Source organism: Streptomyces sp. NPDC058579, assembly GCF_042718575.1.
GTDB lineage: Bacteria > Actinomycetota > Actinomycetes > Streptomycetales > Streptomycetaceae > Streptomyces.
In genome coordinates, this window is sequence record NZ_JBHXPI010000004.1 from 22717 (window position 1) to 44793 (window position 22077).

Consider the following 22077-nt stretch of genomic DNA (forward strand, 5'->3'; position numbering starts at 1 on the left):
GGGCGGCTCATCCTCCGCGAAAAGCGGTGGGTGGTGCTGCGCCGACACGGCACCACCCTCCGCTCGAACCACCTTCACGCACGAGAGCGGTTGCTACCAGAGTTGCAAAGGGTTGCAGGATTACCGGAATCGCGCTCTACCGGCGAGCACCGGACGGCACGATGGGCACCGGACTCCGGAGTCCGGCAGAACCGATACAGCACCGACGCGGCAGTGAGGGTGGCTGGGAGAGACCCATGAAGAACACTCAGCTGAACAACACTCGGCTCGACATGCACCGGCTGGCCGCCATGGACGCCGCCCAGGCGACCCGGCTGCTGCACCGGGTACGGGACGAGACGCTCGCCGGCCGCACACCGCCGATCGCTCCCCGGCCGGTCATCGACGCCTCCTGGCAGCGGATGTTCCGGCTCGGTCTCGACCCGGACCGGGGCACCAGCAGTGTGCTGCTCCAGCCCGACGAGCTGGAGCAGCGGCGCCGCACGACCGTCCTCGGCGAGGTGATGCGCACCCTGAGCACGATGCTCGCCGGGATCGCGGACGCCTCGATGCAGATCATGGTGGTCACCGACGAGCAGGGCCGGGTGCTCTGGCGCCAGGGCAACCTCTCGGTGATGCGGCAGGCCAACGGCATCTGCCTGGAGGAGGGCGCGGCCTGGACCGAGCACACCACCGGGACGAACGCGGTGGGGACGGCGCTCGCGATGGGACGGGCCGTCCAGGTCCACTCGGCCGAGCACTACGTCCAGAGCCTGCACAGCTGGACGTGTGCCGCCGCCCCTGTCCACGATCCGCGCGACCAGCGGCTGTTGGGGATCGTGGACGTCAGCGGACCGGCGTCCGGCTTCCACCCGTCGACGCTCGCGCTCGTCGGCTCGGTGGCCCGGCTCGCCGAGGCGGAGATGCGCGACCGCCATCTGCGGTCGATCGAGCGGCTCCGCTCGGTGGCCGCGCCGATCCTGTGCCGGGTGGGCGGGCGCGCTGTCGCGGTGGACGCGCACGGCTGGACGGCGGCGGTCACCGGGCTCGCCCCGGTGGACCGGATCACGCTGCCGAAGTCCTTCCGGGCCGGGCGGGTGTGGCTGCCGTCGCTCGGGATGTGCGCGGTGGAGCCGCTGCCGGGCGGCTGGCTGCTCCGGATCGAGGAGGAGAAACACGCGGGCGCCATAACAACGGACGGTGCGGAGGCGGCCAGCCGCGTCGTGCTCGACCTGAGCCGGCCGCGCCGCTGGTCGGTGGCGGTGTCGGGGGCGGCGGGCAGCTGGTCCCAGGAGCTGAGCCCGCGCCACGCCGAGCTGCTGTACGTCCTGGCCCGGCACCGGGACGGGCGGACGGCGGCGGAGCTGGCCGAGGACGTGTTCGGCGACCGGACGAGGACGGTGACGGTACGCGCGGAGATGTCGCGGATCCGCCGGAACCTGGCGAGCGTGCTCGCCCACCGCCCGTACCGGTTCAGCGAGGAGGTCGAGGTCGAGATCGTCGCCCCGGCCGACCCGGTGGACCTGCTCCCCCACTCGACGGCCCCGGCGGTACGGTCCGGGCGACTGGGCCGGGCGTAGAGCGGGGCGGGGGTAGAGCGGGCCGGGCGTAGAGCGGGCCGGGCGTAGAGCGGGCCGGGCGGCCAGGCGTGCTCCGGGCGCGGGCCCGGCGTGGACCGGGAGCGCCGGCCCGGCGTGGACCGGCCGGGCAGGACCCGCCGAGGCAGCGGCTCGCCCCCGCGATCCCACCACTGTCCACCATGCGGACAACCGACCCACGGAGCCCCTTGGGAATCGTGGACTCCGCATGATGCGATGAACCCATGAGCATCACTCTCACCACCTGGTCCCTCGAACAGACCTCGCCGACCGACCTGCGCGCCTCGACCCCGCCGGAGCGGGACGACGTCGCGATCCGGCGTGCCGAGGTGCCCTCCCCCGAGTACAGCCGCTTCCTCTATACGGCGGTCGGTGGCGACATCCGCTGGAACGACCGGCTGTCGCTGACGTACAAGCAGTGGGAGGAGATCGTCGAGAAGCCCGGGGCGGAGATCTGGGTGGCGTACGACAAGGGGACGCCGGCCGGGTACGTGGAGCTGGACCCGCAGGACGACGGCGTCGTGGAGATCGTCTACTTCGGCCTCATCCCCGCCTTCCGGGGCCGCCGGATCGGCGGGCACCTCCTCTCGTACGGTGTCCAGCGCGCCTGGGACCTGGCCGAGCGGTGGCCGGAGCGCGAGGCGACCCGGCGGGTCTGGCTGCACACGTGCTCGCTGGACGGGCCGCACGCGATGGACAACTACCTGCGCCGGGGCTTCCGGCTCTTCGACACCAAGGTGGAGGAGGTCGAGGAGTCCGAGACCCCCGGCCCCTGGCCCGGCGCACACGGCTGAGCTCTGCCGAGCCCGCCGCACGACAGCCCGGGTCCGCGGGAGGGGCCCGGGCGTAACCCTCGAACGTGACCCACGCCACACCATCTCGCCCAGCGAGACACTCTTGTCCACATAGCGGACGAAGCTGGACTGGGTCCAAAGTCCCGTGACACGCTTCCGTCATGTCTGGAACTGGAATTGCCTTGGTGAGTCGGCGGCACGTCGACCTCGGCCGCATGTCCAGCGCCATGTGTTCGGCGCGCTGAGAGAACCAGCACCGCCGCGAGCACCTTTCAGACCCACCCTGCTGCGCACCGTCGCGCCATCCCCTGACCCACGTACGAGTGTGCAGGTCAGAGCCGCCCTCCCGCAGTCCCGAAGGACGAAACGCCATGGCCGCCACCCCGGAAAACCCCGCACCCGCAACGCCCCGCCGCAAGGTGAGCCGTCACCGTGGCGAGGGCCAGTGGGCCGTGGGGCACTTCACCCCGCTGAACGGCAATGAGCAGTTCAAGAAGGACGACGACGGTCTCAATGTGCGGACACGCATTGAGACGATCTATTCCAAGCGTGGATTCGACTCGATCGACCCCAACGACCTTCGGGGCCGCATGCGCTGGTGGGGTCTGTACACCCAGCGCAAGGAGGGCCTCGACGGCACCAAGACCGGTGTCCTGGAGCCGGAGGAGCTGGACGCGGAGTACTTCATGCTCCGGGTCCGCATCGACGGCGGCCGGCTGACGACCGAGCAGCTGCGGGTCATCGGCGAGATCTCACAGGAGTTCGCGCGCGGCACCGCCGACATCACGGACCGGCAGAACGTCCAGTACCACTGGATCCGGATCGAGGACGTCCCGGAGATCTGGAACCGTCTGGAGGCCGTCGGCCTGTCGACCACCGAGGCCTGCGGTGACACCCCGCGTGTCATCCTCGGCTCGCCGGTCGCCGGGATCGCCGAGGACGAGCTCATCGACGGCACCCCCGCCATCGACGAGATCTACCGCCGGATCGTGGGCAACAAGGACTTCTCCAACCTGCCCCGCAAGTTCAAGTCGGCGATCTCCGGCTCGCCGCTGCTCGACGTGGCGCACGAGATCAACGACATCGCCTTCGTCGGCGTGAACCACCCGGAGCACGGCCCCGGCTTCGACGTCTGGGTCGGCGGCGGCCTCTCCACCAACCCCAAGCTGGGCGTCCGCCTGGGCACCTGGGTCTCCCTTGAGGAGGTCCCGGACATCTACACGGGCGTCATCTCGATCTTCCGCGACTACGGCTACCGCCGGCTGCGCACCCGCGCCCGGCTGAAGTTCCTCGTCGCCGACTGGGGCCCGGAGAAGTTCCGCCAGATCCTGGAGGACGAGTACCTGAAGCGCAAGCTGACCGACGGCCCCGCGCCCGAGCAGCCGGCCGGCCAGTGGCGCGACCACGTGGGCGTCAACAAGCAGAAGGACGGCCGCTTCTACGTGGGCTTCGCCCCGCGCGTCGGCCGCGTCGACGGCACCACGCTCACCAAGATCGCGGAGATCGCCGAGGCGCACGGTTCGGGCCGGGTCCGTACCACCGCCGAGCAGAAGATGATCGTCCTGGACGTCGAGGAGGCGCAGGTCGAGTCGATCGTCTCCGCCCTGGAGTCCCTGGACCTGCAGGTCAACCCCTCGCCGTTCCGGCGCGGCACGATGGCCTGCACGGGCATCGAGTTCTGCAAGCTGGCGATCGTCGAGACCAAGGCGCGCGGCGCCTCCCTCATCGACGAACTCGAGCGCCGCATCCCCGAGTTCGACGAGCCGATCACCATCAACATCAACGGCTGCCCGAACGCCTGCGCCCGCATCCAGGTCGCGGACATCGGTCTCAAGGGCCAGCTGGTCCTGGACGACGACGGCAACCGCGTCGAGGGCTACCAGGTCCACCTGGGCGGCGCCCTCGGTCTGGAGGCCGGGTTCGGCCGCAAGGTCCGTGGCCTGAAGGTCACCTCGACCGAGCTGCCGGACTACGTCGAGCGGGTCCTCACGCGCTTCCAGGAGCAGCGCGAGGACGGCGAGCGCTTCGCCACCTGGGCGGCGCGCGCCTCCGAGGAGGCCCTGTCATGAGTGAGCGTGCCGCACCGTTCTACTGCCCGTACTGCGGCGACGAGGACCTGTTCCCGCACGAGAACGGGCACGGCGCCTGGGAATGCCGGGCATGCAGTCGAGCCTTCCAGCTGAAGTTCCTGGGGCTCCTCGCCCCGGGCACTTCGAGCAACCCAGCTGGAGGGGAAGAGATATGACGACGACTCAGGCCATCACCGAGGACACCCCGGACACCGACCTGAAGGCGCTCGCCGAGCAGGCAGGCCGCGACCTGGAGGACGCCTCCGCGCTGGAGATCCTCCAGTGGGCGGCCGACACCTTCGGCAAGCGGTTCTGCGTCACCTCCTCCATGGAGGACGCGGTGGTCGCCCACCTCGCCTCCCGTGCCAGGCCCGGGGTCGAGGTCGTCTTCCTCGACACCGGCTACCACTTCCCCGAGACGATCGGCACCCGCGACGCCGTCGACGCCGTGATGGACGTCCACGTCATCACCCTGACCCCGCGTCAGACGGTCGCCGAGCAGGACGCCGAGTACGGCCCGCGGCTGCACGACCGCGACCCCGACCTCTGCTGCGCGCTGCGCAAGGTCAAGCCGCTGGAGGACGGGCTCACCGCGTACCGCGCGTGGGCGACCGGCCTGCGCCGCGACGAGTCCCCGACCCGGGCGAACACCCCGGTCGTCGGCTGGGACGAGAAGCGGCGGAAGGTCAAGATCTCCCCCATCGCCCGCTGGACCCAGGACGACGTCGACGCCTACGTCGCCCAGCACGGCGTCCTCACCAACCCGCTCCTCATGGACGGTTACGCCTCCGTCGGCTGTGAGCCGTGCACGCGCCGCGTCGCGGAGGGCGAGGACGCCAGGGCCGGCCGCTGGGCCGGGCGCGGCAAGACCGAATGCGGGCTGCACGGCTGATGACCACCACAGAGACGTCCCAGGAGAATCACGTGACCGGTGCCACCATCTGGCTCACGGGCCTGCCCAGCGCCGGCAAGACCACCATCGCGTACGAGCTCGCCGGCACGCTGCGCGGCGAGGGCCACCAGGTCGAGGTGCTCGACGGCGACGAGATCCGCGAGTTCCTCTCCGCGGGCCTCGGCTTCAACCGCGAGGACCGGCACACCAATGTGCAGCGGATCGGCTTCGTCGCCGAGCTGCTCGCCTCGAACGGCGTGAAGGTGCTGGTCCCGGTCATCGCCCCGTACGAGGACAGCCGCGAGGCCGTCCGCAAGCGCCACCAGACCGAGGGCACCGCGTACGTCGAGGTGCACGTCGCGACGCCGGTGGACGTGTGCTCCGTACGCGATGTGAAGGGGCTCTACGCCAAGCAGGCCGCGGGCGAGCTCAGCGGTCTGACCGGGGTCGACGACCCGTACGACGAGCCGCGCAACCCCGATCTGCGGATCGAGTCCCAGAACCAGACCGTGCAGGAGTCCGCGGCGCAGCTACACGCGCTGCTCACCGAGAGGGGCCTGGCGTGACCACCGTTGCCCATGTTCATGAGGAGACCGACAGCCCGTTCGCGCTGTCGCACCTGGACTCGCTCGAGTCCGAGGCCGTCCACATCTTCCGTGAGGTGGCGGGCGAGTTCGAGCGGCCGGTGATCCTCTTCTCCGGCGGCAAGGACTCCATCGTCATGCTGCACCTGGCGCTGAAGGCGTTCGCGCCGGCGCCGGTGCCGTTCACGCTGCTGCACGTCGACACGGGGCACAACTTCCCCGAGGTCATCGAGTACCGCGACCGGGCCGTCGCCCAGCACGGGCTGCGGCTGCACGTCGCCTCGGTGCAGGAGTACATCGACGCCGGGAAGCTGCGCGAGCGCCCCGACGGGACGCGCAACCCGCTGCAGACGGTGCCGCTGACCGAGGCGATCCAGCAGCACCGTTTCGACGCCGTCTTCGGCGGCGGGCGGCGCGACGAGGAGAAAGCCCGCGCGAAGGAGCGGGTGTTCTCGCTGCGCGACGAGTTCTCGCAGTGGGACCCGCGCCGCCAGCGCCCGGAGCTGTGGCAGCTGTACAACGGCCGGCACGCCCCGGGTGAGCACGTCCGGGTCTTCCCGCTCTCCAACTGGACCGAGCTGGACGTCTGGCAGTACATCCAGCGGGAGAAGATCGACCTCCCCGACATCTACTTCGCCCACGAGCGCGATGTGTTCGCCCGCAACGGCATGTGGCTGACGGCCGGCGAGTGGGGCGGCCCGAAGGACTCCGAGACGGTGGAGAAGCGGCTGATCCGCTACCGCACCGTCGGTGACATGTCCTGCACCGGCGCCGTCGACTCCGACGCCACCACGCTGGACGCCGTCATCGCCGAGATCGCCGCCTCCCGGCTCACCGAGCGGGGTGCGACCCGCGCCGACGACAAGCTGTCCGAGGCCGCGATGGAAGACCGCAAGCGCGAAGGGTACTTCTAATGAGCACCACCACCGAGCAGCTCTCCGACGAGCAGCTGGCCGCCACCACCCTGCTGCGTTTCGCCACCGCCGGGTCCGTCGACGACGGCAAGTCCACGCTGGTGGGCCGGCTGCTGCACGACTCCAAGTCGGTCCTCGCCGACCAGCTGGAGGCCGTGGAGCACGCCTCCCGTTCGCGCGGTCAGGAGGCGCCCGACCTGGCGCTGCTGACCGACGGCCTGCGGGCCGAGCGGGAGCAGGGCATCACGATCGACGTGGCGTACCGTTACTTCGCGACCCCGCGCCGCCGCTTCATCCTGGCCGACACCCCCGGGCACGTGCAGTACACCCGGAACATGGTCACCGGTGCCTCGACGGCGGAGCTGGCCGTGGTCCTGGTCGACGCGCGCAACGGCGTGGTCGAGCAGACCCGCCGCCACGCGGCCGTCGCGGCGCTGCTGCGGGTGCCGCACGTGGTCCTCGCGGTCAACAAGATGGACCTCGTGGAGTTCGCGGAGCCCGTCTTCGCCGCGATCGCCGAGGAGTTCACGACGTACGCCTCCGAGCTCGGCGTCCCGGAGATCACCGCGATCCCGATCTCGGCGCTGACCGGCGACAACGTGGTGGAGCCCTCGGCCAACATGGACTGGTACGGCGGCCCGACGGTCCTGGAGCACCTGGAGACCGTCCCGGTCAGCCACGACCTGACGGCCTGCCACGCGCGGTTCCCCGTGCAGTACGTGATCCGTCCGCAGACCGCCGAGCACCCGGACTACCGGGGCTACGCGGGCCAGATCGCCGCCGGTGCCTTCCGGGTCGGCGAGCAGGTCGCCGTGCTGCCCTCGGGGAAGACGTCCACGATCACCGCGATCGACGCGCTCGGCGAGTCCGTGGACATCGCCTGGGCGCCGCAGTCGGTCACGATCCGGCTCGCCGACGACATCGACATCTCGCGCGGCGACCTCCTCGCCCCGAGCGGTGACGCCCCGGCGACCAGCCAGGACGTCGAGGCGACGGTCTGCCACGTGGCGGACCAGCCGCTGAAGGTGGGCCAGCGGGTGCTGCTCAAGCACACCACCCGCACGGTCAAGGCGATCGTCAAGGAGATCCCGTCCCGGCTGACCCTGGACGACCTCTCCCAGCACCCCGAGCCGGGGCAGCTCGTCGCCAACGACATCGGCCGGGTCAGGGTCCGTACGGCCGAGCCGCTCGCGCTCGACTCGTACGCCGACTCGCGCCGTACCGGTTCGTTCCTGCTGATCGACCCGGCGGACGGCACCACGCTCGCGGCCGGCATGGCGGGCGAGTCCTTCGCCGACGCCAAGGCCGTGAAGGTCGGTTCGGACGTCGCGGACGCGGCGGACGACGAGGGCTGGGACTTCTGAGATGACGTACGACGACGTCTACGGCACCTTCGCCAAGGAGGGCGGCCGCGTGGGTTCCGGCGCCCTCGGCGCGGGCAGCGGGGGTGTCGCGCGATGTGCGTGCTGATTCCGATGCGGTGCGTACGCGCCGCGATGCCGCTCCACCCGTACCACGAACGACATAGCCGAAGAAGCCTTCGAAGACCCTGAGGGGACCACCTCCGTGCCTGCCTTCCGCACCACCCCGCGCCGCTCGATCGCCGCTCTCGCGGCTCTTCCGCTGCTGATCGGCGCGCTCGCCTCGTGCGGGTACGGATCCCAGGCGAAGGGCGACGAGCAGAAGGTGGCCGCCGAGGGCGCGAAGCTCTCCGCGGACACGGTCCGGGTCGGCTACTTCCCGAACCTGACGCACGCGACGGCGCTGGTGGGCGACCAGGAAGGCATCTTCCAGAAGGAGTTGGGCGGCACCCAGCTGAAGGTCTCGACCTTCAACGCCGGTCCGTCGGAGATCGAGGCGCTCAACGCCGACTCGATCGACATCGGCTTCATCGGCCCCTCCCCCGCCATCAACGGCTACACCAAGTCGCAGGGCAAGAACCTCCGCATCGTCGCCGGTTCGGCGTCGGGCGGTGTGAAGCTGGTCGTCAACCCGGCCAAGATCAAGACCCTGGACGACGTCAAGGGCAAGCGGATCGCCACTCCGCAGCTCGGCAACACCCAGGACGTCGCCTTCCTCAACTGGGTCTCGGAGAAGGGCTGGAAGGTCGACGCCCAGAGCGGCAAGGGTGACGTCTCTGTCCTCCGTACGGACAACAAGGTGACCCCGGACGCCTACAAGTCCGGCTCCATCGACGGCGCCTGGGTCCCCGAGCCGACGGCCTCGAAGCTGGTCAGCGAGGGCGGGAAGGTGCTGCTCGACGAGGCGTCGCTGTGGCCCGACAAGAAGTTCGTGATCACGAACATCATCGTGTCGCAGAAGTTCCTGGCCGAGCACCCCGACGTCGTCGAGGCGGTGCTGCGCGGTTCGTCGAAGACGAACGCGTGGATCAACGCCAACCCGGACAAGGCCAAGGCGTCGGCCAACGCCAAGCTGAAGGAACTGACGGGCAAGCCGCTCGGCGCGAAGGTCATCGACGCCGCCTGGCCGTCCATCCAGTTCACCGACGACCCGCTCGCGGCCACCCTCCGCGCCCAGGCGGACCACGCGGTGAAGGCCGGACTCCTCAAGCAGCCCGATCTGAACGGCATCTACGACCTGGGACCTCTCAACAAGGTCCTGAAGGCAGCGGGCAGGTCCGCCGCATCCGACGCCGGCCTCGGCGCCAAGTAACCGAACCCACAGGAGGTGACGACCATGGCAACGACCGCGACGCTCGCCAAGGCCGAGGACCGTGCGCAGGTGACGCACGCCGCCCGGCTCGACCACGTCTCGAAGTCCTTCGGCGGCCCCAACGGGGGCCAGCTCGTCCTCGACGACATCTCGCTCGACGTCGCCCCGGGTGAGTTCGTCACCCTGCTCGGCGCCTCGGGCTGCGGAAAGTCCACCCTGCTCAACCTGGTCGCCGGGCTCGACCGGCCCTCCGCCGGGTCCATCGAGACCCCCGGCGGCCGGCCGGCCCTGATGTTCCAGGAGCACGCCCTCTTCCCGTGGCTGACCGCGGGCAAGAACATCGAACTCGCCCTGCGGCTGCGCGGGGTGCCGAAGTCCGAGCGGCGCCCGGAGGCGGAGCGCCTGCTCGAACTGGTGCGGCTCTCGGGCTCGTACCGCAAGCGGGTGCACGAGCTGTCCGGCGGCATGCGCCAGCGCGTCGCGCTGGCCCGGGCGCTCGCCCAGGACAGCGACCTGCTGCTGATGGACGAGCCGTTCGCGGCGCTCGACGCCATCACCCGGGACGTGCTGCACGACGAACTGACCCGGATCTGGCGCGAGACGAACGTCTCGGTGCTGTTCGTGACCCACAACGTGCGCGAGGCCGTGCGGCTCGCCGAGCGCGTGGTGCTGCTCTCGTCCCGCCCCGGGCGGATCGCCCGGGAGTGGACCATCGACATCCCGCAGCCGCGCCGCATCGAGGACGCCGCCGTGGCGGAACTGTCCATCGAGATCACCGAAGAACTGCGTGGGGAGATCCGCCGCCATGGCCAGCACTGACACGACCACCACGAAGGCCGCCAAGGCCGACGACCTGGCCGGTCTGGAAGCCGGACTCGACGCGCTGGACGCGGTGCAGCTGCGCCGTACGCCGGTGCGCGAGGTCCTGGTGAAGAAGGTCCTGCCGCCGGTGCTCGCCGTGGTCCTCGTCCTCGCGGTGTGGCAGCTTCTCGTCAACCTCGAAGTCACCGACGAGTCGAAGCTGCCCGCGCCCCTCGCGGTCTGGGACAGCCTGAAGACCATGTGGCTGGAGGGCACGCTCCTCGAAGTCCTCTGGACGAGCGTGTCGCGCGCCCTGCTCGGCTTCCTGATGGCGCTCGCCATCGGTACGCCGCTCGGCCTGCTGGTCGCCCGCGTGAAGTTCGTGCGCGCGGCGATCGGTCCGGTGCTCGCGGGCCTGCAGTCGCTGCCTTCGGTCGCCTGGGTGGCCCCGGCGGTGCTGTGGATCGGCCTCAACGACTCGATGATGTACGCGGTGATCCTGCTGGGCGCCGTGCCGTCGATCGCCAACGGCCTGGTGGCCGGCGTCGACCAGGTCCCGCCGCTCTTCCTGCGGGCCGGGCGCACGCTCGGCGCGACGGGCCTGAGGGGCGCCTGGCACATCGTGATGCCGGCCGCGCTGCCCGGCTACCTCGCGGGCCTGAAGCAGGGCTGGGCGTTCTCCTGGCGGTCCCTGATGGCGGCGGAGATCATCGCGTCCTCGCCCGACCTGGGGCTCGGCCTCGGCCAGCTCCTGGAGAACGGCCGCAACAACTTCGACATGCCGGGCATCTTCCTCGCGATCATCCTGATCCTGCTGGTGGGTGTCGCGATCGACCTGCTGATCTTCAGCCCGCTGGAGCGCGCGGTGCTGCGCAGCCGCGGTCTGCTGGTGAAGAGCTGACCATGAGCGCTCCCGTCCTCCTCCTCGTCGCCCACGGCAGCCGCGATCCGCGGCACGCCGCGACCGTGCACGCCCTGGTGCGGCGGGTCCGGTCGCTGCGGCCGGGGCTGCGGGTGGAGACGGCGTTCCTGGACTTCAACCTGCCGTCCGTCCCGGGCACCCTCGACCTCCTCGCGGCCGAGGGCGTACGGGACGTGGTGGCCCTGCCCCTGCTCCTGACCCGAGCCTTCCACGCGAAGGCCGACATCCCGGCGGTCCTCCGCCAGGCCCCGCCGGCCCTGCGGATCCGCCAGGCGGAGGTCCTCGGACCGTCCCCGCTGCTGGTGGCGGCGGTGGAACAGCGCCTGTACGAGGCCGGCCTGACGCCCGCCGACAAGAGCGCGACCGGGGTCGTCCTGGCCTCGGCGGGCTCCACAGACCCGGAGGCGATCGCAGCGATCGCATCAACGGCGCGGGAGCTGCGGCGCACCGGTTGGTGCTCCGTGCGGCCTGCGTTCGCCTCCGCATCTCTTCCGAGGACCGAGGACGCGGTCCGGGCGATGCGCGCCGACGGCGTGCGCCGGGTGGCGGTGGCCCCCTACGTCATCGCCCCCGGCCGCCTCCCGGACCGCATCGCGGCGGGCGCCGCCGAGGCCGACGTCCTGGCGGCCGTCCTGGGCCCGTCGGAGGAGCTGGCCCGACTGCTGGTGCAGCGCTACGACCAGTCCCGTACGACGGAGCGCGTGGCCGTCGCCTAGCGTCCCAGGATCAGTCGGCTTCGCGGATGGTGTTGCGGGCGGCGAGGCGGAAGTCCTTGACTGCTTCGTAGAGGGTCCGCTCTCGTTCGGCGGCAAGGGCGATGTCTTCGGTCTTGTGGGTGGTGTTGCCCGCGTGGGCGTTCTCGGCCATCCGTCGCATGACGTGTGAGAGGTCCCTGGAGGCGACTGTGACGCGTTCCGCGACTTCCGCGACGCGTACCGGCCCTTCGAGGATGACGATTTCGCAGGCGCGGTGGACCTCGCGGGCCAGGGTGATGAAACGGCCTATCTTCTCGTCGATGTCGGGCAGGTCGGGTTGGTCTGCACGCAGCGCGTCGAGGACGGCGTCCATCGCGATGTCGCGGTCATGGAGTGCGCTCAGGTAGCCGGCGTATGCGTCGCGGCGGTGCTGGCGGCTCCATTGGGCCTGCTGGGACCGTGCCTGAGCACGGCCGTTGACGATTGCGGCCGCGAGTGTGGTGGCGGAACCAACGGCGGCGCCCAGCAGCGCGGCGAGTCCTGAGTCCATGGGCCAAGTCTGCCGTTCTCGCGGTTCATCCAGTTCGCCGGGGCTTCGTCCCTGGATCCGGTCCGACTGCTGTGACCGCCCTCACACGCGCGGAGTTGTCACGTCCGCTGCCGCTCCGGTGTCTTCTCTGCAGAAGCGAGGGAAGGGACCGTGAGGATGAAGACCGTCATCGTGTGCGTCTCCTTGTCGCACGGCAATACGCGTCGGGTCGCCGACAGCATGGCCCAGGTGCTGGGCGCGAAGGTCGTCTCCCCCGAACAGGCCGACCCGGCGGAGCTGGCCGCGGCCGACCTGGTGGGGTTCGGCTCGGGAGTCTTCTACAGCAGGCTCCACCGAGACCTGGTCGACTTCGTGAAGGCGCTTCCCGCCGGGCGGGGCCGGGCGTTCGTGTTCGCCACGAGCGGGCTCCCGGAGCTACCGCCGGCGCCCTTCACCCGCCCCCTGGCCCGGCTCCTCGAAGGCAAGGGCTTCGAGGTGGAGGGGAGCTTCTTGTGCCGGGCGTTCGACACCTGGGCTCCCTTCAAACTCGTCGGCGGTCTCAACAAGCAGCGGCCGAACGCCGGAGACCTGGACGCCGCGCGGGCGTTCGCCGAGCGGCTGCGGGACGGGCGGGCGTCGCGCTCCTGAGTGGTCGCGGCATCACCGCTCCGCGCCGCTCTCCCTGTTACGGCGTCCCGCGCAAGGCCGTTCGTAGCGTGACCGTCGCCGCGAGCCCCGCCGTCAGACCGACCGTCAGGGCCGCCGGGACGCCGTTGCCGAGGGCGGCGGAGAGCTGGATCAGGCCCCAGCGCATGCCCGCCTCGTTCGTCGCCATGCCGAGCAACTGGCTCGCGAGCAGCCCGAGGACCGTCGCGCAGACGGTGCCGATCGCCATGGCCGGGAGCGTGGCCCGGGTGAGGAGGCCGGGGAGGCAGCGCAGGGACCACCACACCACCGCGAGCAGCAGCACGTCGCCCGCGCGGTAGAGGAGCCAGTCGCCGACCGAGCCGCCGGCCGGACCCGCCCACCCGCCGAGCAGCAGCCACTGGCGCAGCAGGTCGCCCGGTGCGGCGAGCAGCCCGCCGTCCGGCGAGATCGTCTGGATCTCCGCGGCGACCGGCTGGTACGAGAGGACGACCAGGGACAGGGCCACGACCGCCGTACCGACCGTGGCCGCGAGGCGGGCGGCGCGCGCCGCGACCGGCTGCCGAGGCAGTGGATCGGCGCCCTTGACCGCGACCCGCGCGACGAGCACCGTCACGGCCGCCGTCACCAGCGCGGTCACCACGAGCGCCTGCCGCCCCGAGGCGATCACGCTCGCCAGGTTCGGCAGGAAGCGGTAGCTGCCGCGCCCGTTCGCGGCGATGAGCCACGGCGCGGAGACCGCCACCGCCAGCGTTCCGGCCGCCATGCCCCAGGCCCACACCGCGAGCAGCGTCGCCGGCAACCGGCCCTGGACCGGCGGCAGCCTGCGGAGCAGCAGCAGCGCCCCGGGCACGAAGAAGGCGAAGACCGCCGCGAACCGGATCTGCATCCCGGTCGTGTAGAGCGAGAGGTAGCGGCTGTTGTCGATCGAGGCGGTGTCGCCGATCCCGCCGTACACCTCGGCACCGAGGCGGTACGAGGCCGGCGGGTCGTACGCCCACGGAACCAGCCAGTGCTCCAGCTCGGCGGCGGCCCGGCCGCCGAGCACGCTCGTGCTGCCCTGCAGCTGCAGCGCCTGCGCGCTCGCCCCCGCCCACCACAGCAGCGCGATGAGCAGAAGCCCGCCCGCCAGTGCCGGTATCGCCGCTCTCCGGTATGTCATGTCCCGCCCCGTGTTGGCCCACGTGCACGTACTGCACCTGATCACAAGGAGGCTACGGCGCGCCGATCACGTACATGTCACGCCCTCCCCCACCCGTACGCTCCAGGATCATGACGACGTACCAGGAAGACGAAGCGGGCACGGATCGCCCCACGCCCCGACGTCGGCCGGTGCGCCTGGCGATCGCCGCGCTCGTGCTCGCGGTCCCGGTCGGCGGGCTCGTCTGGCTGTTCCAGGACGAGCTGTTCAGCCCGTTCGGCGACGCCCGTGCCTGCGAAGGGAGCGAAGCGCCGCTGCCCGCGTCGATCGCCCCCGGCAGCGTGGCCCTGCCCGCCGACGCCTCCGAGGTCCACTACGTCGTCCGGAAGGGCCGCGCCCAGGTCTCCTTCCTGAGCAAGGGGATTCCGGACTACCTCGTGCGCGCGGGCCTGCTCACCCCGGGCGAACCGCTCATCGACGAGCGGAACGACACCAAGTACGCGCTCGGTGACGGCGAACCCGAGCTGCCCCAGGGGCTGTGCGGCTCCCCCCTGTACGGCCCCGTCTGGTTCTACGGGAACGGCTCGGTCGAGGTCATGGTCGAGCGCTCACCGGTCACCCCCGACCGCTTCCCGAGCCCGGCGCGGGCCGTCCTCACGTACAGCGTCCGCTGACGCCCGATCAGGCGCGCGGATCGCGGCCGCTGGCTGCGAGGGCCCGCTCGAAGTCGGAGGCGTTCTCCGGCACTTCGAGGGGCGCGACGAAGCCCTCGTACTGGCGGTAGAGATCGGCGTGCTCGTCGACGACCGCGAGGACGAACGTCCCCGTGTCGTCGGGGAGCGTGAGGCGTTCGCCGGTGGAACGGGCCAGGTCCCAGCCGTGCAGGGCGAGTTCCATGACGATCAGCGAGGCGATCTCCGGCGCGGGCAGGACCGAGTGGCCGGTGTCGACGTCGCCCTCCCAGACGTCCGGCTTCTCCCAGGCGGCGAGCGCCCGGTCCAGCTGGGCCGCGTACCGCTCCGCCCAGTCGGCGTCGGTGGTGAAGTCCCGCTGGACGGTGGCCTCGGGGAGCTGCTCGCGCAGCGCCCGGCGCTCCAGGCCGTGGGCGGAGTACAGGACGAGGTGGTTGACGAGTTCGCGCACCGTCCAGTCGGTGGCGACGGACGGCTGGGCGAGCTGGTCGGCGGTGACGCCGCGGGCGACCCGGGCGGCCTCGGCGGCGCAGACGGTGAGGTGGGTGTGGATGGCGTTCATACGGCCGACGCTACGGAGCGCCCCGGCGCCCGGTCTTGAAGAATCGCGACAGGGGTGATTGATGTAGCGTCCATCCATGATCGCAGACACCTTCGCCATAGGCGGCGGCCTCCCCGTACGGCGGCTCGGTTACGGCACCGCCCAGCTGACCGGCCCGGGCTACTGGGGGCCTCGCGGTGAACGGGCGGACGCCGTCGCCGTCCTGCGGCGGGCCGTGGAGCGCGGGGTCACCCTGATCGACACGGCCGACAACTACGGCCCCGGCCTCGCCGAGGAGCTGGTCGCCGAGGCCCTCCACCCGTACCGGGACGGCCTGGTGATCGCCACGAAGGGCGGGGTCGTACGGACGAGCGACAGCGCCTGGCACATCGAGGGGCGGCCGGAGCGGCTGCGCGCGATGTGCGAGGCGAGCCTGCGGCGGCTGCGGACCGACCGCGTCGACCTCTACCAGCTCCACCGCCTCGACCCGGAGGTCCCGATGGCGGAGCAGCTCGGGGCGCTGGACGAGCTTCGCGCCGAGGGGAAGATCCGGTACGTCGGCCTGGACTCGGTCACCGCCGCCCAGCTCACGGAGGCGCTGCGCCTGACGTCCTCGATCGTGTCCGTGCAGAACCGTTTCAACCTGCTCGACCGGGAGTCGGCGGAGGTCCTGGCGCTCTGCGCCGCGCACGACCTGGCGTTCCTGCCGTGGTTCCCGCTGGCCAACGGCGCCCTGACCGACAGCGCGGCGGACACCCTCGACGCGGTGGCGGCGCGGCACGGGGCGAGCCGGGGCCAGGTCGCTCTGGCCTGGCTGCTCCACCACTCCCCCGTCCTGCTCCCCACCCCCGGCACCGGCTCCCTCACACACCTGGAGGAGAACCTGAAGGCGGCGGAGCTGCGCCTCGACGCCTCCGACGTCTCCCTCCTGGACGCCCTGGCCAAGGCCTAGCTCTTCAGCACCACCAGCCGCTGCGTCGCCCGGGTCATCGCGACGTAGCGGTCGACCGCGCCTTCGACGCCCTCGCCGAAGGCGTCCGGGTCGACGACCACGACCAGGTCGAACTCCAGGCCCTTCGACAGGCTGGGCGTGAGCGACCGCACGCGTGCGGTCTCCTCGAACGTGGGGTCGCCGATGACGCAGGCGACGCCGTCGGCGTGGTCGGCCAGCCAGCCGTCGAGGATGGCGTCCCGGTCCGCGACGGAGCCGTGGAGGACGGGAATGCCGTTGGCGCGGATGGAGGTCGGCACGTTGGCGTCCGGGATCGCGGCCAGGATGGCCGGCGCGGCCTCCGCCATGACCTCTTCCGGGGTCCGGTAGTTGATGGAGAGCGAGGCCACCTCGACCCGGTCGAGCCCGATCCGCTTGAGCCGCTCCTCCCACGACTCGGTGAACCCGTCCCGGGCCTGGGCCCGGTCGCCGACGATGGTGAAGCTCCGGGACGGGCAGCGGAGCAGCAGCATCTGCCACTCGGCGTCGGTCAGCTCCTGCGCCTCGTCGACGACGACGTGCGCGAACGGGCCGTCGAGCAGCGCGCGTTCCGTGCCGGGCAGCGCGTCCTCGTCGATCAGGCTGTCCTGGAGGTCCCGCCCGCGCAGCATCGTCACCGCGCCCTCGCCGTCGGCGTCGGCCGCGATGACGTTCTCGATGACACCGGCCATGCGCTCGCGCTCGGCGGCCACGGAGGCCTCGTGCCGGCGCTTGCGCTGGGACGCCTTCGGGTCGCCTAGCCGCTGCCGGGCCGCGTCCAGAAGGGGCAGGTCGGAGACCGTCCAGGCCTGCGGGGCGTGCTTGCGCAGCAGCGTGCGTACGTCGTCGGGGCCGAGCCAGGGTGCGCACATCCGCAGGTAGGCGGGGACGGACCAGAGGTCGCCGACGAGGTCGGCGGCGTCGATCATCGGCCACGCGCGGTCGAGGGTCTCGACCAGCTCCTCGTCGTGGAGCAGCGACTTCCGGAACTGCTGCTCGGACGGGACGTCGCCGCTGTGCTTGTCCAGCAGGATCGTGACCAGTTCCTCCCAGATCTCCTCGCGGGCCTCGTTGTGCGGCGTGCTCGGCCCGGGCGCACGGAACGCCTCGGCCCAGTCGTCGGCGGTCAGCCGGACCTCGGACCACGGGGTGGTGACGGTCATGCCCTGGGTGGGCGGCTCCTCGTAGAAGCGGACGGCCTTCTCGATCGCCCGCACCATGTCGGCGGACGACTTCAGGCGGGCCACCTCCGGGTCGGTCTCGGCCGGGGCGCCGGCCCCCTCGGGCAGCAGGTCGCGCAGGGTGCAGGTCCGTACGCCCTCCTCGCCGAGGCTGGGCAGGACGTCCTCGACGTAGTTCAGGTACGGCTGGTGCGGACCGACGAACAGCACGCCCCCGCGGCGGTGGCCGAGGCGCGGGTCGGAGTAGAGCAGGTACGCGGAACGGTGCAGCGCCACGACGGTCTTGCCGGTGCCGGGGCCGCCGTCGACGACGAGGGCACCCTTGGAGCCCGCACGGATGATGGCGTCCTGGTCGGACTGGATGGTGGCGAGCACGTCACGCATCCGGGACGAGCGCTCGCCGCCCAGGCTGGCGATGAACGCGGAGTGGTCGTCGAGCGCCGCGTGCCCCTCGCGGCCGTCGGCGGTGAACACCTCGTCCCAGTAGTCGCTGATCCGGCCGCGGGTCCAGCGGTACCGGCGGCGGCTGGCCAGGCCCATGGGCTGGGCGTGGGTCGCCGCGAAGAACGGCTCGGCGGCCGGGGAGCGCCAGTCGAGCAGCAGCCGGCGGCCCGTGCTGTCGGTGAGGCCGAGGCGGCCGATGTACACGGGCTCGGGGCTGCCGGCGAGGACGACGTGCCCGAGGCACAGGTCCATGCCGAACCGGCGCAGGGTGCGCAGGCGGGCGGTGAGGCGGTGGATCTCCGTGTCCCGCTCCAGGGCCTCCCGGCCGGCGCCGCCGGGCGCCTTCCGCGCAACGTCGAGCTGCTCGGACAGCTCGGCGATCGTCCGGTCGAGGCAGTCCGCGATGGCCGCGAAGTGCTGCTCGTCGCCGGCGATGAGCGCCGGGTCGGCCTTGGAGGACAGTCGGTCGGAAAGGTCGAACGCGTTGCTGGTCAGGGGGTTCATCTCCTCGGTACGGGCACGGAATCGGGCCAAGGCCTGAGATTCTGCGTCACCACCGGGGCCTTGCCGCAAGCCCCCCCATGCGCTATAAGTTGAGAGTGGAAAGGAGTGGGTACACCTCCTTCCCCTCACCGAGAGACCTGAAGCGGCTCAGCCCCGGGTCATCTCCACCAGCTTCACCACGGTGTTCCAGTTGCGTGTCGTCGCCACGATGCCCTTGACCAGGGCGGGCTTCGAGAGCACCTCACCCAGTTTCGACCGGCCGAGGCCCTCGGGCGCGTAGAGGTAGAGCACGCGGTCGCCGAGCCTGAACTCCTCGGGCAGGAAGGCCTTCTGGTCGATCGAGGCGAACCGCTCGGGGCCGACCTGCTCGGAGAAGTACGTGACGTGGAGCTGCTTGCCCTCCAGCTCGGCGGCCGGGAACGGGCAGGCGTCGGCGACGGCCGCGAGATAGGCGGCGTCCCTGACCAGGCAGTCGACTCGGAAGCCGAAGTGACTCTCGATGGCGTCCTGGAGCGCGGTGGTCAGCTCATCCGTGCTCGCACCGTCGGCGTCGGCGTCGGCGTCGGCGTCGGTCGTGAAGACGGCGTTGCCGCTCTGCAGATACGTCCGGACGTCCCGGTGCCCGAGCTCTTCCAGTACGGAACGGAGTTCCGCCATCGGGACTTTGCGGTGGCCGCCCACGTTGATCCCGCGCAGCAGCGCGGCGTACGTCGTCGTCATGGGCACACGATAAGGCGGCCGCCGTGCCCCGTGGGGGAGGGCACGGCGGCCGCCGGTTCAGCGGGCCTCGGCTACTCGACGATCTTCAGGAGCTTGTTGGCGGTGCCCCCGGTCGGGTTGCTGATCTTGTCCGGGGTGGCCCCGGAGACCAGCGCCTCGGCGACCTGGTCCGGCGTGGCGTCCTGGTGCGCCGCGAGGTAGACGGCGGCGGCGCCGACCACGTGCGGGGTGGCCATGGACGTACCGGAGATGGTCTTGGTGCCCTCGTCGCTGTCGTTCCACGTCGAGGTGATCTCCGAGCCCGGGGCGTAGAGGTCCACCACGGAGCCGAAGTTGGAGAAGCTGGACTGCTGGTCGTCCTCGGTCGAGGAGGCGACGGTGATCGCCTCCTGGACGCGGGAGGGGGAGCCCTCGCCGGCGTCGGAGGACTCGTTGCCTGCGGCGACACCGAAGGTGACACCGGAGGCGATGGCCTTCTTGACGGCCTCGTCGAGGGCCGGGTCGGCGCCCCCGCCCAGGCTCATATTGGCGACGGACGGGCCCTGGTGGTTCGTGGTGACCCAGTCGATGCCCGCGACGACCTGCTCGGTGGTGCCGGAGCCGTTGTCGTCGAGCACGCGGACGGCGACGATCTTCGCCTTCTTGGCGACACCGTGCGAGGCGCCTGCGATGGTGCCGGCGACGTGGGTGCCGTGGCCGTTGCCGTCCGAGGCGTCGTCGTCGTTGTCGACGGCGTCGAAGCCGGAGGCGGCGCGGCCCTCGAAGTCCTTGTGCGTGGTGCGGACTCCGGTGTCGATGACGTAGGCGGTGACGCCCTCGCCGCCGTTGTCCGGGTAGGTGTACTTCTTGTCGCCCGCGGTCTCGGTCTGGTCGACCCGGTCCAGGCCCCAGGACGGCGGGTCCTCCTGGGTCGCGTTGATGGTGAACTTCTTGTTCTGGACGACCTTGGCGACGGCCGGGTCGGCGGCGAGACGCTTGGCGTCCGTCTCCGAAAGGCCGTTCACCGAGAAGCCGTTGACGGCGGAGTCGTAGCTGCGGCGCAGGGTGCCGCCGTACTCCTTCGCCAGTTCGCCCTTGTCGGCCTTCTCGTCCAGCAGAACGATGTAGCTGCCTGCGACGGCACCTTCGACGCCGAGTCCGTGCACGGTCCCGAGGGCGGGCGGCGTGGGGGCCGCACCGGCGAACGGGCTCGTGAGAACGGTGACTCCGGCCGCGGCCGCGATCGCGGTCGAGACGGCGACGATGAGCTTGGTCTTGCGGGCACGCTTGTGTATTGCCATGAAGAGGGGTCTCCTCGCCAGGATTTGTGGGGGGTCGAGCCTCCGAAAGGAAACCCTCCGGCGGCTGCTTCGAAACCCTTGCTCATTGACGAGTGCAAATCAAGACCTTCATGCAGCTGTGACTTAAGCAACAAGGCTTCGTAATAATAAAGTCACGCATCCCTCCCAACTCCGGCACAACATAAGGCCCCCGGGTTCACCCGGGGGCCATGTGCATGCGGAATTACGGCAGTTCGGACCCGATGCGTTCGCTTTCGCCGATTTCGGCTTCGATGAGGTCGGCTTCGATGAGGTCGGCCGCCCGGCGCGTGCCGCCCTCGCGCGCCATCCGCTCCTGGACCTCCTTGGCGCGGACGGCCACGTCGGGGTCGTCGACGAGAGCGAACACGGAGGCGCGCAGCAGCTCGGCGGTGACGTCCGCCATCTCGAGCCGACGGGCCACACCGAGGGACCGGAGCATGTCGGCGTTGCCGAACTGGTCGGTCGCGAGGGGGACCGCGACCATCGGGGTCGCGGTGGCGAGCCCCTCCTGACTGCCGCCGGCGCCCGCGTGGGTGATGAAGGCGTCGGCCTGCTTCAGGATGGCCAACTGGGGTACCCAGGACCGCACTTCGACATTGTCCGGAATCTCGCCCAGCTCGGAGGGGTCGACGAAGGCGCCGATCTGGAGCACCACGTGCCAGCCGGGCAGGTCACCGAAGGCGGCCAGGCACGTGCGGTAGAAGTCCGGCAGCTTGGTGAAGGCCGAGCCCATGGAGACGAGCAGCACCTTCTCGGCGCCCTCGGGGCGGTGCCACTCCCCCTGGTCCGCGCGCTCGCCCTGACAGGCGCCGACGAAGGTGAAGACGGAGCCGTCGACCCGGTCGGCGTGCGGCTGGAGGGCGCTCGGGATGAGCGCGAGGGCGCGTCGGGGACGGGCGACAAGGCGGTCGGGGTGGGTGGCCACACCGTGCTCGGTGAGCCAGTTCTCGAAGCGGGCGTAGTACGCCTTGCCCCGCTCGGAGGCCTTCAGCTCCGCGAACATGGGCTCGGCGACCTCCTCCTCGTACCCCTCCCAGGGGACGAGATTCGGCCAGAGTCCCACGGTGGGGACACCCCAGCGGTGGGCGAGGACCGGCGCCGGGTAGGAGGTGATGTCGTGCAGGACGAGGTCCGGCCGGTCGGCGTCGAAGGCCTCGGCCAGCTGGGGCAGGGCCTGGATCGCGTCGGCGAGGAACGGTTCGACGTGGTCGATCAGTTCGGTGCCCCAGGCGTCCGGATCGTCGTCGGTGGGGAGCGTGGAGCGGTAGACGACGGGCGTGGCGCCGGTCGCGGCGACCTTCTCCGCGAAGGCGGCGGGGATGGCGTAGCTGACGCGGTGGCCCCGGTCGACGAGCTCGCGGATCACTTCGAGGCTCGGGTTCACGTGGCCGTGGGCGGCGATGGAGAACATGGCGATATGGGCGCGGCGCGGCGTGGTGGTCATGCGCCCACAGTAAGCGAGACGAGACGTCTCGTCCAGCCAGTAAG

23 protein-coding genes are annotated in these 22077 nt (G+C 71.1%); 16 read left to right on the top strand and 7 right to left on the bottom strand.

The features are described 5' to 3' along the window. The first annotated feature begins 236 nt into the window (after positions 1-236). The 13 genes from ACFWRO_RS07200 (at position 237) to ACFWRO_RS07260 (ending at position 11942) form a co-directional block, all read left to right on the top strand. On the top strand, positions 237-1559 hold the full coding sequence (locus ACFWRO_RS07200) for a GAF domain-containing protein (RefSeq protein ID WP_384505517.1): 1323 nt from the start codon (positions 237-239) through the stop codon (positions 1557-1559). A 242-nt stretch (positions 1560-1801) separates the two neighbouring features. Further along, entirely contained in the window at positions 1802-2371 is a 570-nt protein-coding gene (locus tag ACFWRO_RS07205; RefSeq protein ID WP_384505520.1) for a GNAT family N-acetyltransferase, read from the top strand. Positions 2372-2532: 161 nt separating this feature from the next. Further along, positions 2533-2616, top strand: coding sequence for a putative leader peptide (locus ACFWRO_RS07210; RefSeq protein WP_352077884.1), 84 nt, complete (start codon positions 2533-2535; stop codon positions 2614-2616). A gap of 126 nt (positions 2617-2742) precedes the next feature. Beyond that, on the top strand, positions 2743-4440 hold the full coding sequence (locus ACFWRO_RS07215; RefSeq protein ID WP_384505523.1) for a nitrite/sulfite reductase: 1698 nt from the start codon (positions 2743-2745) through the stop codon (positions 4438-4440). Then, entirely contained in the window at positions 4437-4616 is a 180-nt protein-coding gene (locus ACFWRO_RS07220; protein WP_361966987.1) for a hypothetical protein, read from the top strand. The genes ACFWRO_RS07215 and ACFWRO_RS07220 overlap by 4 nt, the downstream gene beginning before the upstream one ends. Then, positions 4613-5332 carry a phosphoadenylyl-sulfate reductase gene (locus tag ACFWRO_RS07225; RefSeq protein WP_384505528.1) on the top strand — a complete coding sequence of 240 codons (720 nt, stop codon included), beginning with the start codon at positions 4613-4615 and terminating at the stop codon, positions 5330-5332. The genes ACFWRO_RS07220 and ACFWRO_RS07225 overlap by 4 nt, the downstream gene beginning before the upstream one ends. Next, on the top strand, positions 5314-5898 hold the full coding sequence (cysC, locus tag ACFWRO_RS07230; RefSeq protein WP_384505531.1) for an adenylyl-sulfate kinase: 585 nt from the start codon (positions 5314-5316) through the stop codon (positions 5896-5898). Before ACFWRO_RS07225 ends, cysC begins: the two co-directional genes overlap by 19 nt. Then, a complete protein-coding gene (gene cysD, locus ACFWRO_RS07235; protein WP_384505534.1) occupies positions 5895-6830 on the top strand; it encodes a sulfate adenylyltransferase subunit CysD in 936 nt (311 codons plus the stop codon). The genes cysC and cysD overlap by 4 nt, the downstream gene beginning before the upstream one ends. Further along, on the top strand, positions 6830-8194 hold the full coding sequence (locus ACFWRO_RS07240; RefSeq protein WP_384505536.1) for a sulfate adenylyltransferase subunit 1: 1365 nt from the start codon (positions 6830-6832) through the stop codon (positions 8192-8194). The genes cysD and ACFWRO_RS07240 overlap by 1 nt, the downstream gene beginning before the upstream one ends. Before the next feature lie 202 nt (positions 8195-8396). Further along, entirely contained in the window at positions 8397-9503 is a 1107-nt protein-coding gene (locus ACFWRO_RS07245; RefSeq protein WP_384505539.1) for an aliphatic sulfonate ABC transporter substrate-binding protein, read from the top strand. 24 nt (positions 9504-9527) lie between these two features. After that, the gene (locus ACFWRO_RS07250) at positions 9528-10322 is read left to right on the top strand and encodes an ABC transporter ATP-binding protein (RefSeq protein ID WP_384505542.1); all 795 of its coding nucleotides are present in this window, start codon (positions 9528-9530) and stop codon (positions 10320-10322) included. Beyond that, positions 10309-11205, top strand: a complete 897-nt coding sequence (locus ACFWRO_RS07255; protein ID WP_384505545.1) for an ABC transporter permease — start codon at positions 10309-10311, stop codon at positions 11203-11205. The genes ACFWRO_RS07250 and ACFWRO_RS07255 overlap by 14 nt, the downstream gene beginning before the upstream one ends. A 2-nt stretch (positions 11206-11207) precedes the next feature. After that, on the top strand, positions 11208-11942 hold the full coding sequence (locus tag ACFWRO_RS07260) for a sirohydrochlorin chelatase (RefSeq protein WP_384505548.1): 735 nt from the start codon (positions 11208-11210) through the stop codon (positions 11940-11942). Between the two features lie 10 nt (positions 11943-11952). Here the strand turns inward: ACFWRO_RS07260 and ACFWRO_RS07265 are convergent, their stop codons facing one another. Next, positions 11953-12471, bottom strand: a complete 519-nt coding sequence (locus tag ACFWRO_RS07265) for a proline dehydrogenase (protein WP_384505550.1) — start codon at positions 12469-12471, stop codon at positions 11953-11955. A gap of 156 nt (positions 12472-12627) precedes the next feature. On the opposite strand from ACFWRO_RS07265, the gene ACFWRO_RS07270 reads away from it, so the two are divergent. After that, positions 12628-13098 (top strand): flavodoxin family protein, encoded by a 471-nt coding sequence (locus ACFWRO_RS07270; RefSeq protein ID WP_384506309.1) that lies wholly within the window; start codon positions 12628-12630, stop codon positions 13096-13098. Positions 13099-13135: 37 nt separating this feature from the next. On the opposite strand, the gene ACFWRO_RS07275 is transcribed toward ACFWRO_RS07270, so the two are convergent. Beyond that, the gene (locus ACFWRO_RS07275) at positions 13136-14257 is read right to left on the bottom strand and encodes a hypothetical protein (protein ID WP_384505553.1); all 1122 of its coding nucleotides are present in this window, start codon (positions 14255-14257) and stop codon (positions 13136-13138) included. A 110-nt stretch (positions 14258-14367) separates the two neighbouring features. Between ACFWRO_RS07275 and ACFWRO_RS07280 the strand changes: the two genes are divergently transcribed. Further along, the gene (locus ACFWRO_RS07280; protein ID WP_384505556.1) at positions 14368-14910 is read left to right on the top strand and encodes a hypothetical protein; all 543 of its coding nucleotides are present in this window, start codon (positions 14368-14370) and stop codon (positions 14908-14910) included. 7 nt (positions 14911-14917) lie between these two features. Here the strand turns inward: ACFWRO_RS07280 and ACFWRO_RS07285 are convergent, their stop codons facing one another. After that, positions 14918-15490 carry a TIGR03086 family metal-binding protein gene (locus ACFWRO_RS07285; protein WP_384505558.1) on the bottom strand — a complete coding sequence of 191 codons (573 nt, stop codon included), beginning with the start codon at positions 15488-15490 and terminating at the stop codon, positions 14918-14920. A 76-nt stretch (positions 15491-15566) separates the two neighbouring features. Between ACFWRO_RS07285 and ACFWRO_RS07290 the strand changes: the two genes are divergently transcribed. Continuing rightward, positions 15567-16421, top strand: coding sequence for an aldo/keto reductase (locus ACFWRO_RS07290; protein WP_384505561.1), 855 nt, complete (start codon positions 15567-15569; stop codon positions 16419-16421). Here the strand turns inward: ACFWRO_RS07290 and helR are convergent. From helR to mgt, 4 genes are all read right to left on the bottom strand, one after another. Beyond that, positions 16418-18568: an RNA polymerase recycling motor ATPase HelR gene (helR, locus tag ACFWRO_RS07295; protein ID WP_384506311.1), complete on the bottom strand. Its 2151-nt coding sequence runs from the start codon at positions 18566-18568 to the stop codon at positions 16418-16420. The genes ACFWRO_RS07290 and helR overlap by 4 nt on opposite strands. Positions 18569-18715: 147 nt before the next feature. Next, positions 18716-19288, bottom strand: a complete 573-nt coding sequence (locus tag ACFWRO_RS07300; protein WP_384505563.1) for a DUF1697 domain-containing protein — start codon at positions 19286-19288, stop codon at positions 18716-18718. A gap of 71 nt (positions 19289-19359) precedes the next feature. Continuing rightward, on the bottom strand, positions 19360-20568 hold the full coding sequence (locus ACFWRO_RS07305; RefSeq protein ID WP_384505566.1) for a S8 family serine peptidase: 1209 nt from the start codon (positions 20566-20568) through the stop codon (positions 19360-19362). Between the two features lie 223 nt (positions 20569-20791). Beyond that, complete coding sequence (gene mgt / locus ACFWRO_RS07310) at positions 20792-22033, bottom strand: macrolide-inactivating glycosyltransferase (protein WP_384505569.1); 1242 nt, start codon at positions 22031-22033, stop codon at positions 20792-20794. Positions 22034-22077 lie beyond the last annotated feature (44 nt).

Excerpts from the sequence above, each read along its gene's own strand:
- ACFWRO_RS07200 (WP_384505517.1), top strand. The coding sequence starts at position 237 with ATGAAGAACACTCAGCTGAACAACACTCGGCTCGACATGCACCGGCTG.
- ACFWRO_RS07205 (WP_384505520.1), top strand. The coding sequence starts at position 1,802 with ATGAGCATCACTCTCACCACCTGGTCCCTCGAACAGACCTCGCCGACC.
- ACFWRO_RS07210 (WP_352077884.1), top strand. The coding sequence starts at position 2,533 with ATGTCTGGAACTGGAATTGCCTTGGTGAGTCGGCGGCACGTCGACCTC.
- ACFWRO_RS07215 (WP_384505523.1), top strand. The coding sequence starts at position 2,743 with ATGGCCGCCACCCCGGAAAACCCCGCACCCGCAACGCCCCGCCGCAAG.
- ACFWRO_RS07220 (WP_361966987.1), top strand. The coding sequence starts at position 4,437 with ATGAGTGAGCGTGCCGCACCGTTCTACTGCCCGTACTGCGGCGACGAG.
- ACFWRO_RS07225 (WP_384505528.1), top strand. The coding sequence starts at position 4,613 with ATGACGACGACTCAGGCCATCACCGAGGACACCCCGGACACCGACCTG.
- cysC (WP_384505531.1), top strand. The coding sequence starts at position 5,314 with ATGCGGGCTGCACGGCTGATGACCACCACAGAGACGTCCCAGGAGAAT.
- ACFWRO_RS07240 (WP_384505536.1), top strand. The coding sequence starts at position 6,830 with ATGAGCACCACCACCGAGCAGCTCTCCGACGAGCAGCTGGCCGCCACC.
- ACFWRO_RS07250 (WP_384505542.1), top strand. The coding sequence starts at position 9,528 with ATGGCAACGACCGCGACGCTCGCCAAGGCCGAGGACCGTGCGCAGGTG.
- ACFWRO_RS07255 (WP_384505545.1), top strand. The coding sequence starts at position 10,309 with ATGGCCAGCACTGACACGACCACCACGAAGGCCGCCAAGGCCGACGAC.
- ACFWRO_RS07260 (WP_384505548.1), top strand. The coding sequence starts at position 11,208 with ATGAGCGCTCCCGTCCTCCTCCTCGTCGCCCACGGCAGCCGCGATCCG.
- ACFWRO_RS07265 (WP_384505550.1), bottom strand. The coding sequence starts at position 12,471 with ATGGACTCAGGACTCGCCGCGCTGCTGGGCGCCGCCGTTGGTTCCGCC.
- ACFWRO_RS07270 (WP_384506309.1), top strand. The coding sequence starts at position 12,628 with ATGAAGACCGTCATCGTGTGCGTCTCCTTGTCGCACGGCAATACGCGT.
- ACFWRO_RS07275 (WP_384505553.1), bottom strand. The coding sequence starts at position 14,257 with ATGACATACCGGAGAGCGGCGATACCGGCACTGGCGGGCGGGCTTCTG.
- ACFWRO_RS07280 (WP_384505556.1), top strand. The coding sequence starts at position 14,368 with ATGACGACGTACCAGGAAGACGAAGCGGGCACGGATCGCCCCACGCCC.
- ACFWRO_RS07285 (WP_384505558.1), bottom strand. The coding sequence starts at position 15,490 with ATGAACGCCATCCACACCCACCTCACCGTCTGCGCCGCCGAGGCCGCC.
- ACFWRO_RS07290 (WP_384505561.1), top strand. The coding sequence starts at position 15,567 with ATGATCGCAGACACCTTCGCCATAGGCGGCGGCCTCCCCGTACGGCGG.
- helR (WP_384506311.1), bottom strand. The coding sequence starts at position 18,568 with ATGAACCCCCTGACCAGCAACGCGTTCGACCTTTCCGACCGACTGTCC.
- ACFWRO_RS07300 (WP_384505563.1), bottom strand. The coding sequence starts at position 19,288 with ATGACGACGACGTACGCCGCGCTGCTGCGCGGGATCAACGTGGGCGGC.
- ACFWRO_RS07305 (WP_384505566.1), bottom strand. The coding sequence starts at position 20,568 with ATGGCAATACACAAGCGTGCCCGCAAGACCAAGCTCATCGTCGCCGTC.
- mgt (WP_384505569.1), bottom strand. The coding sequence starts at position 22,033 with ATGACCACCACGCCGCGCCGCGCCCATATCGCCATGTTCTCCATCGCC.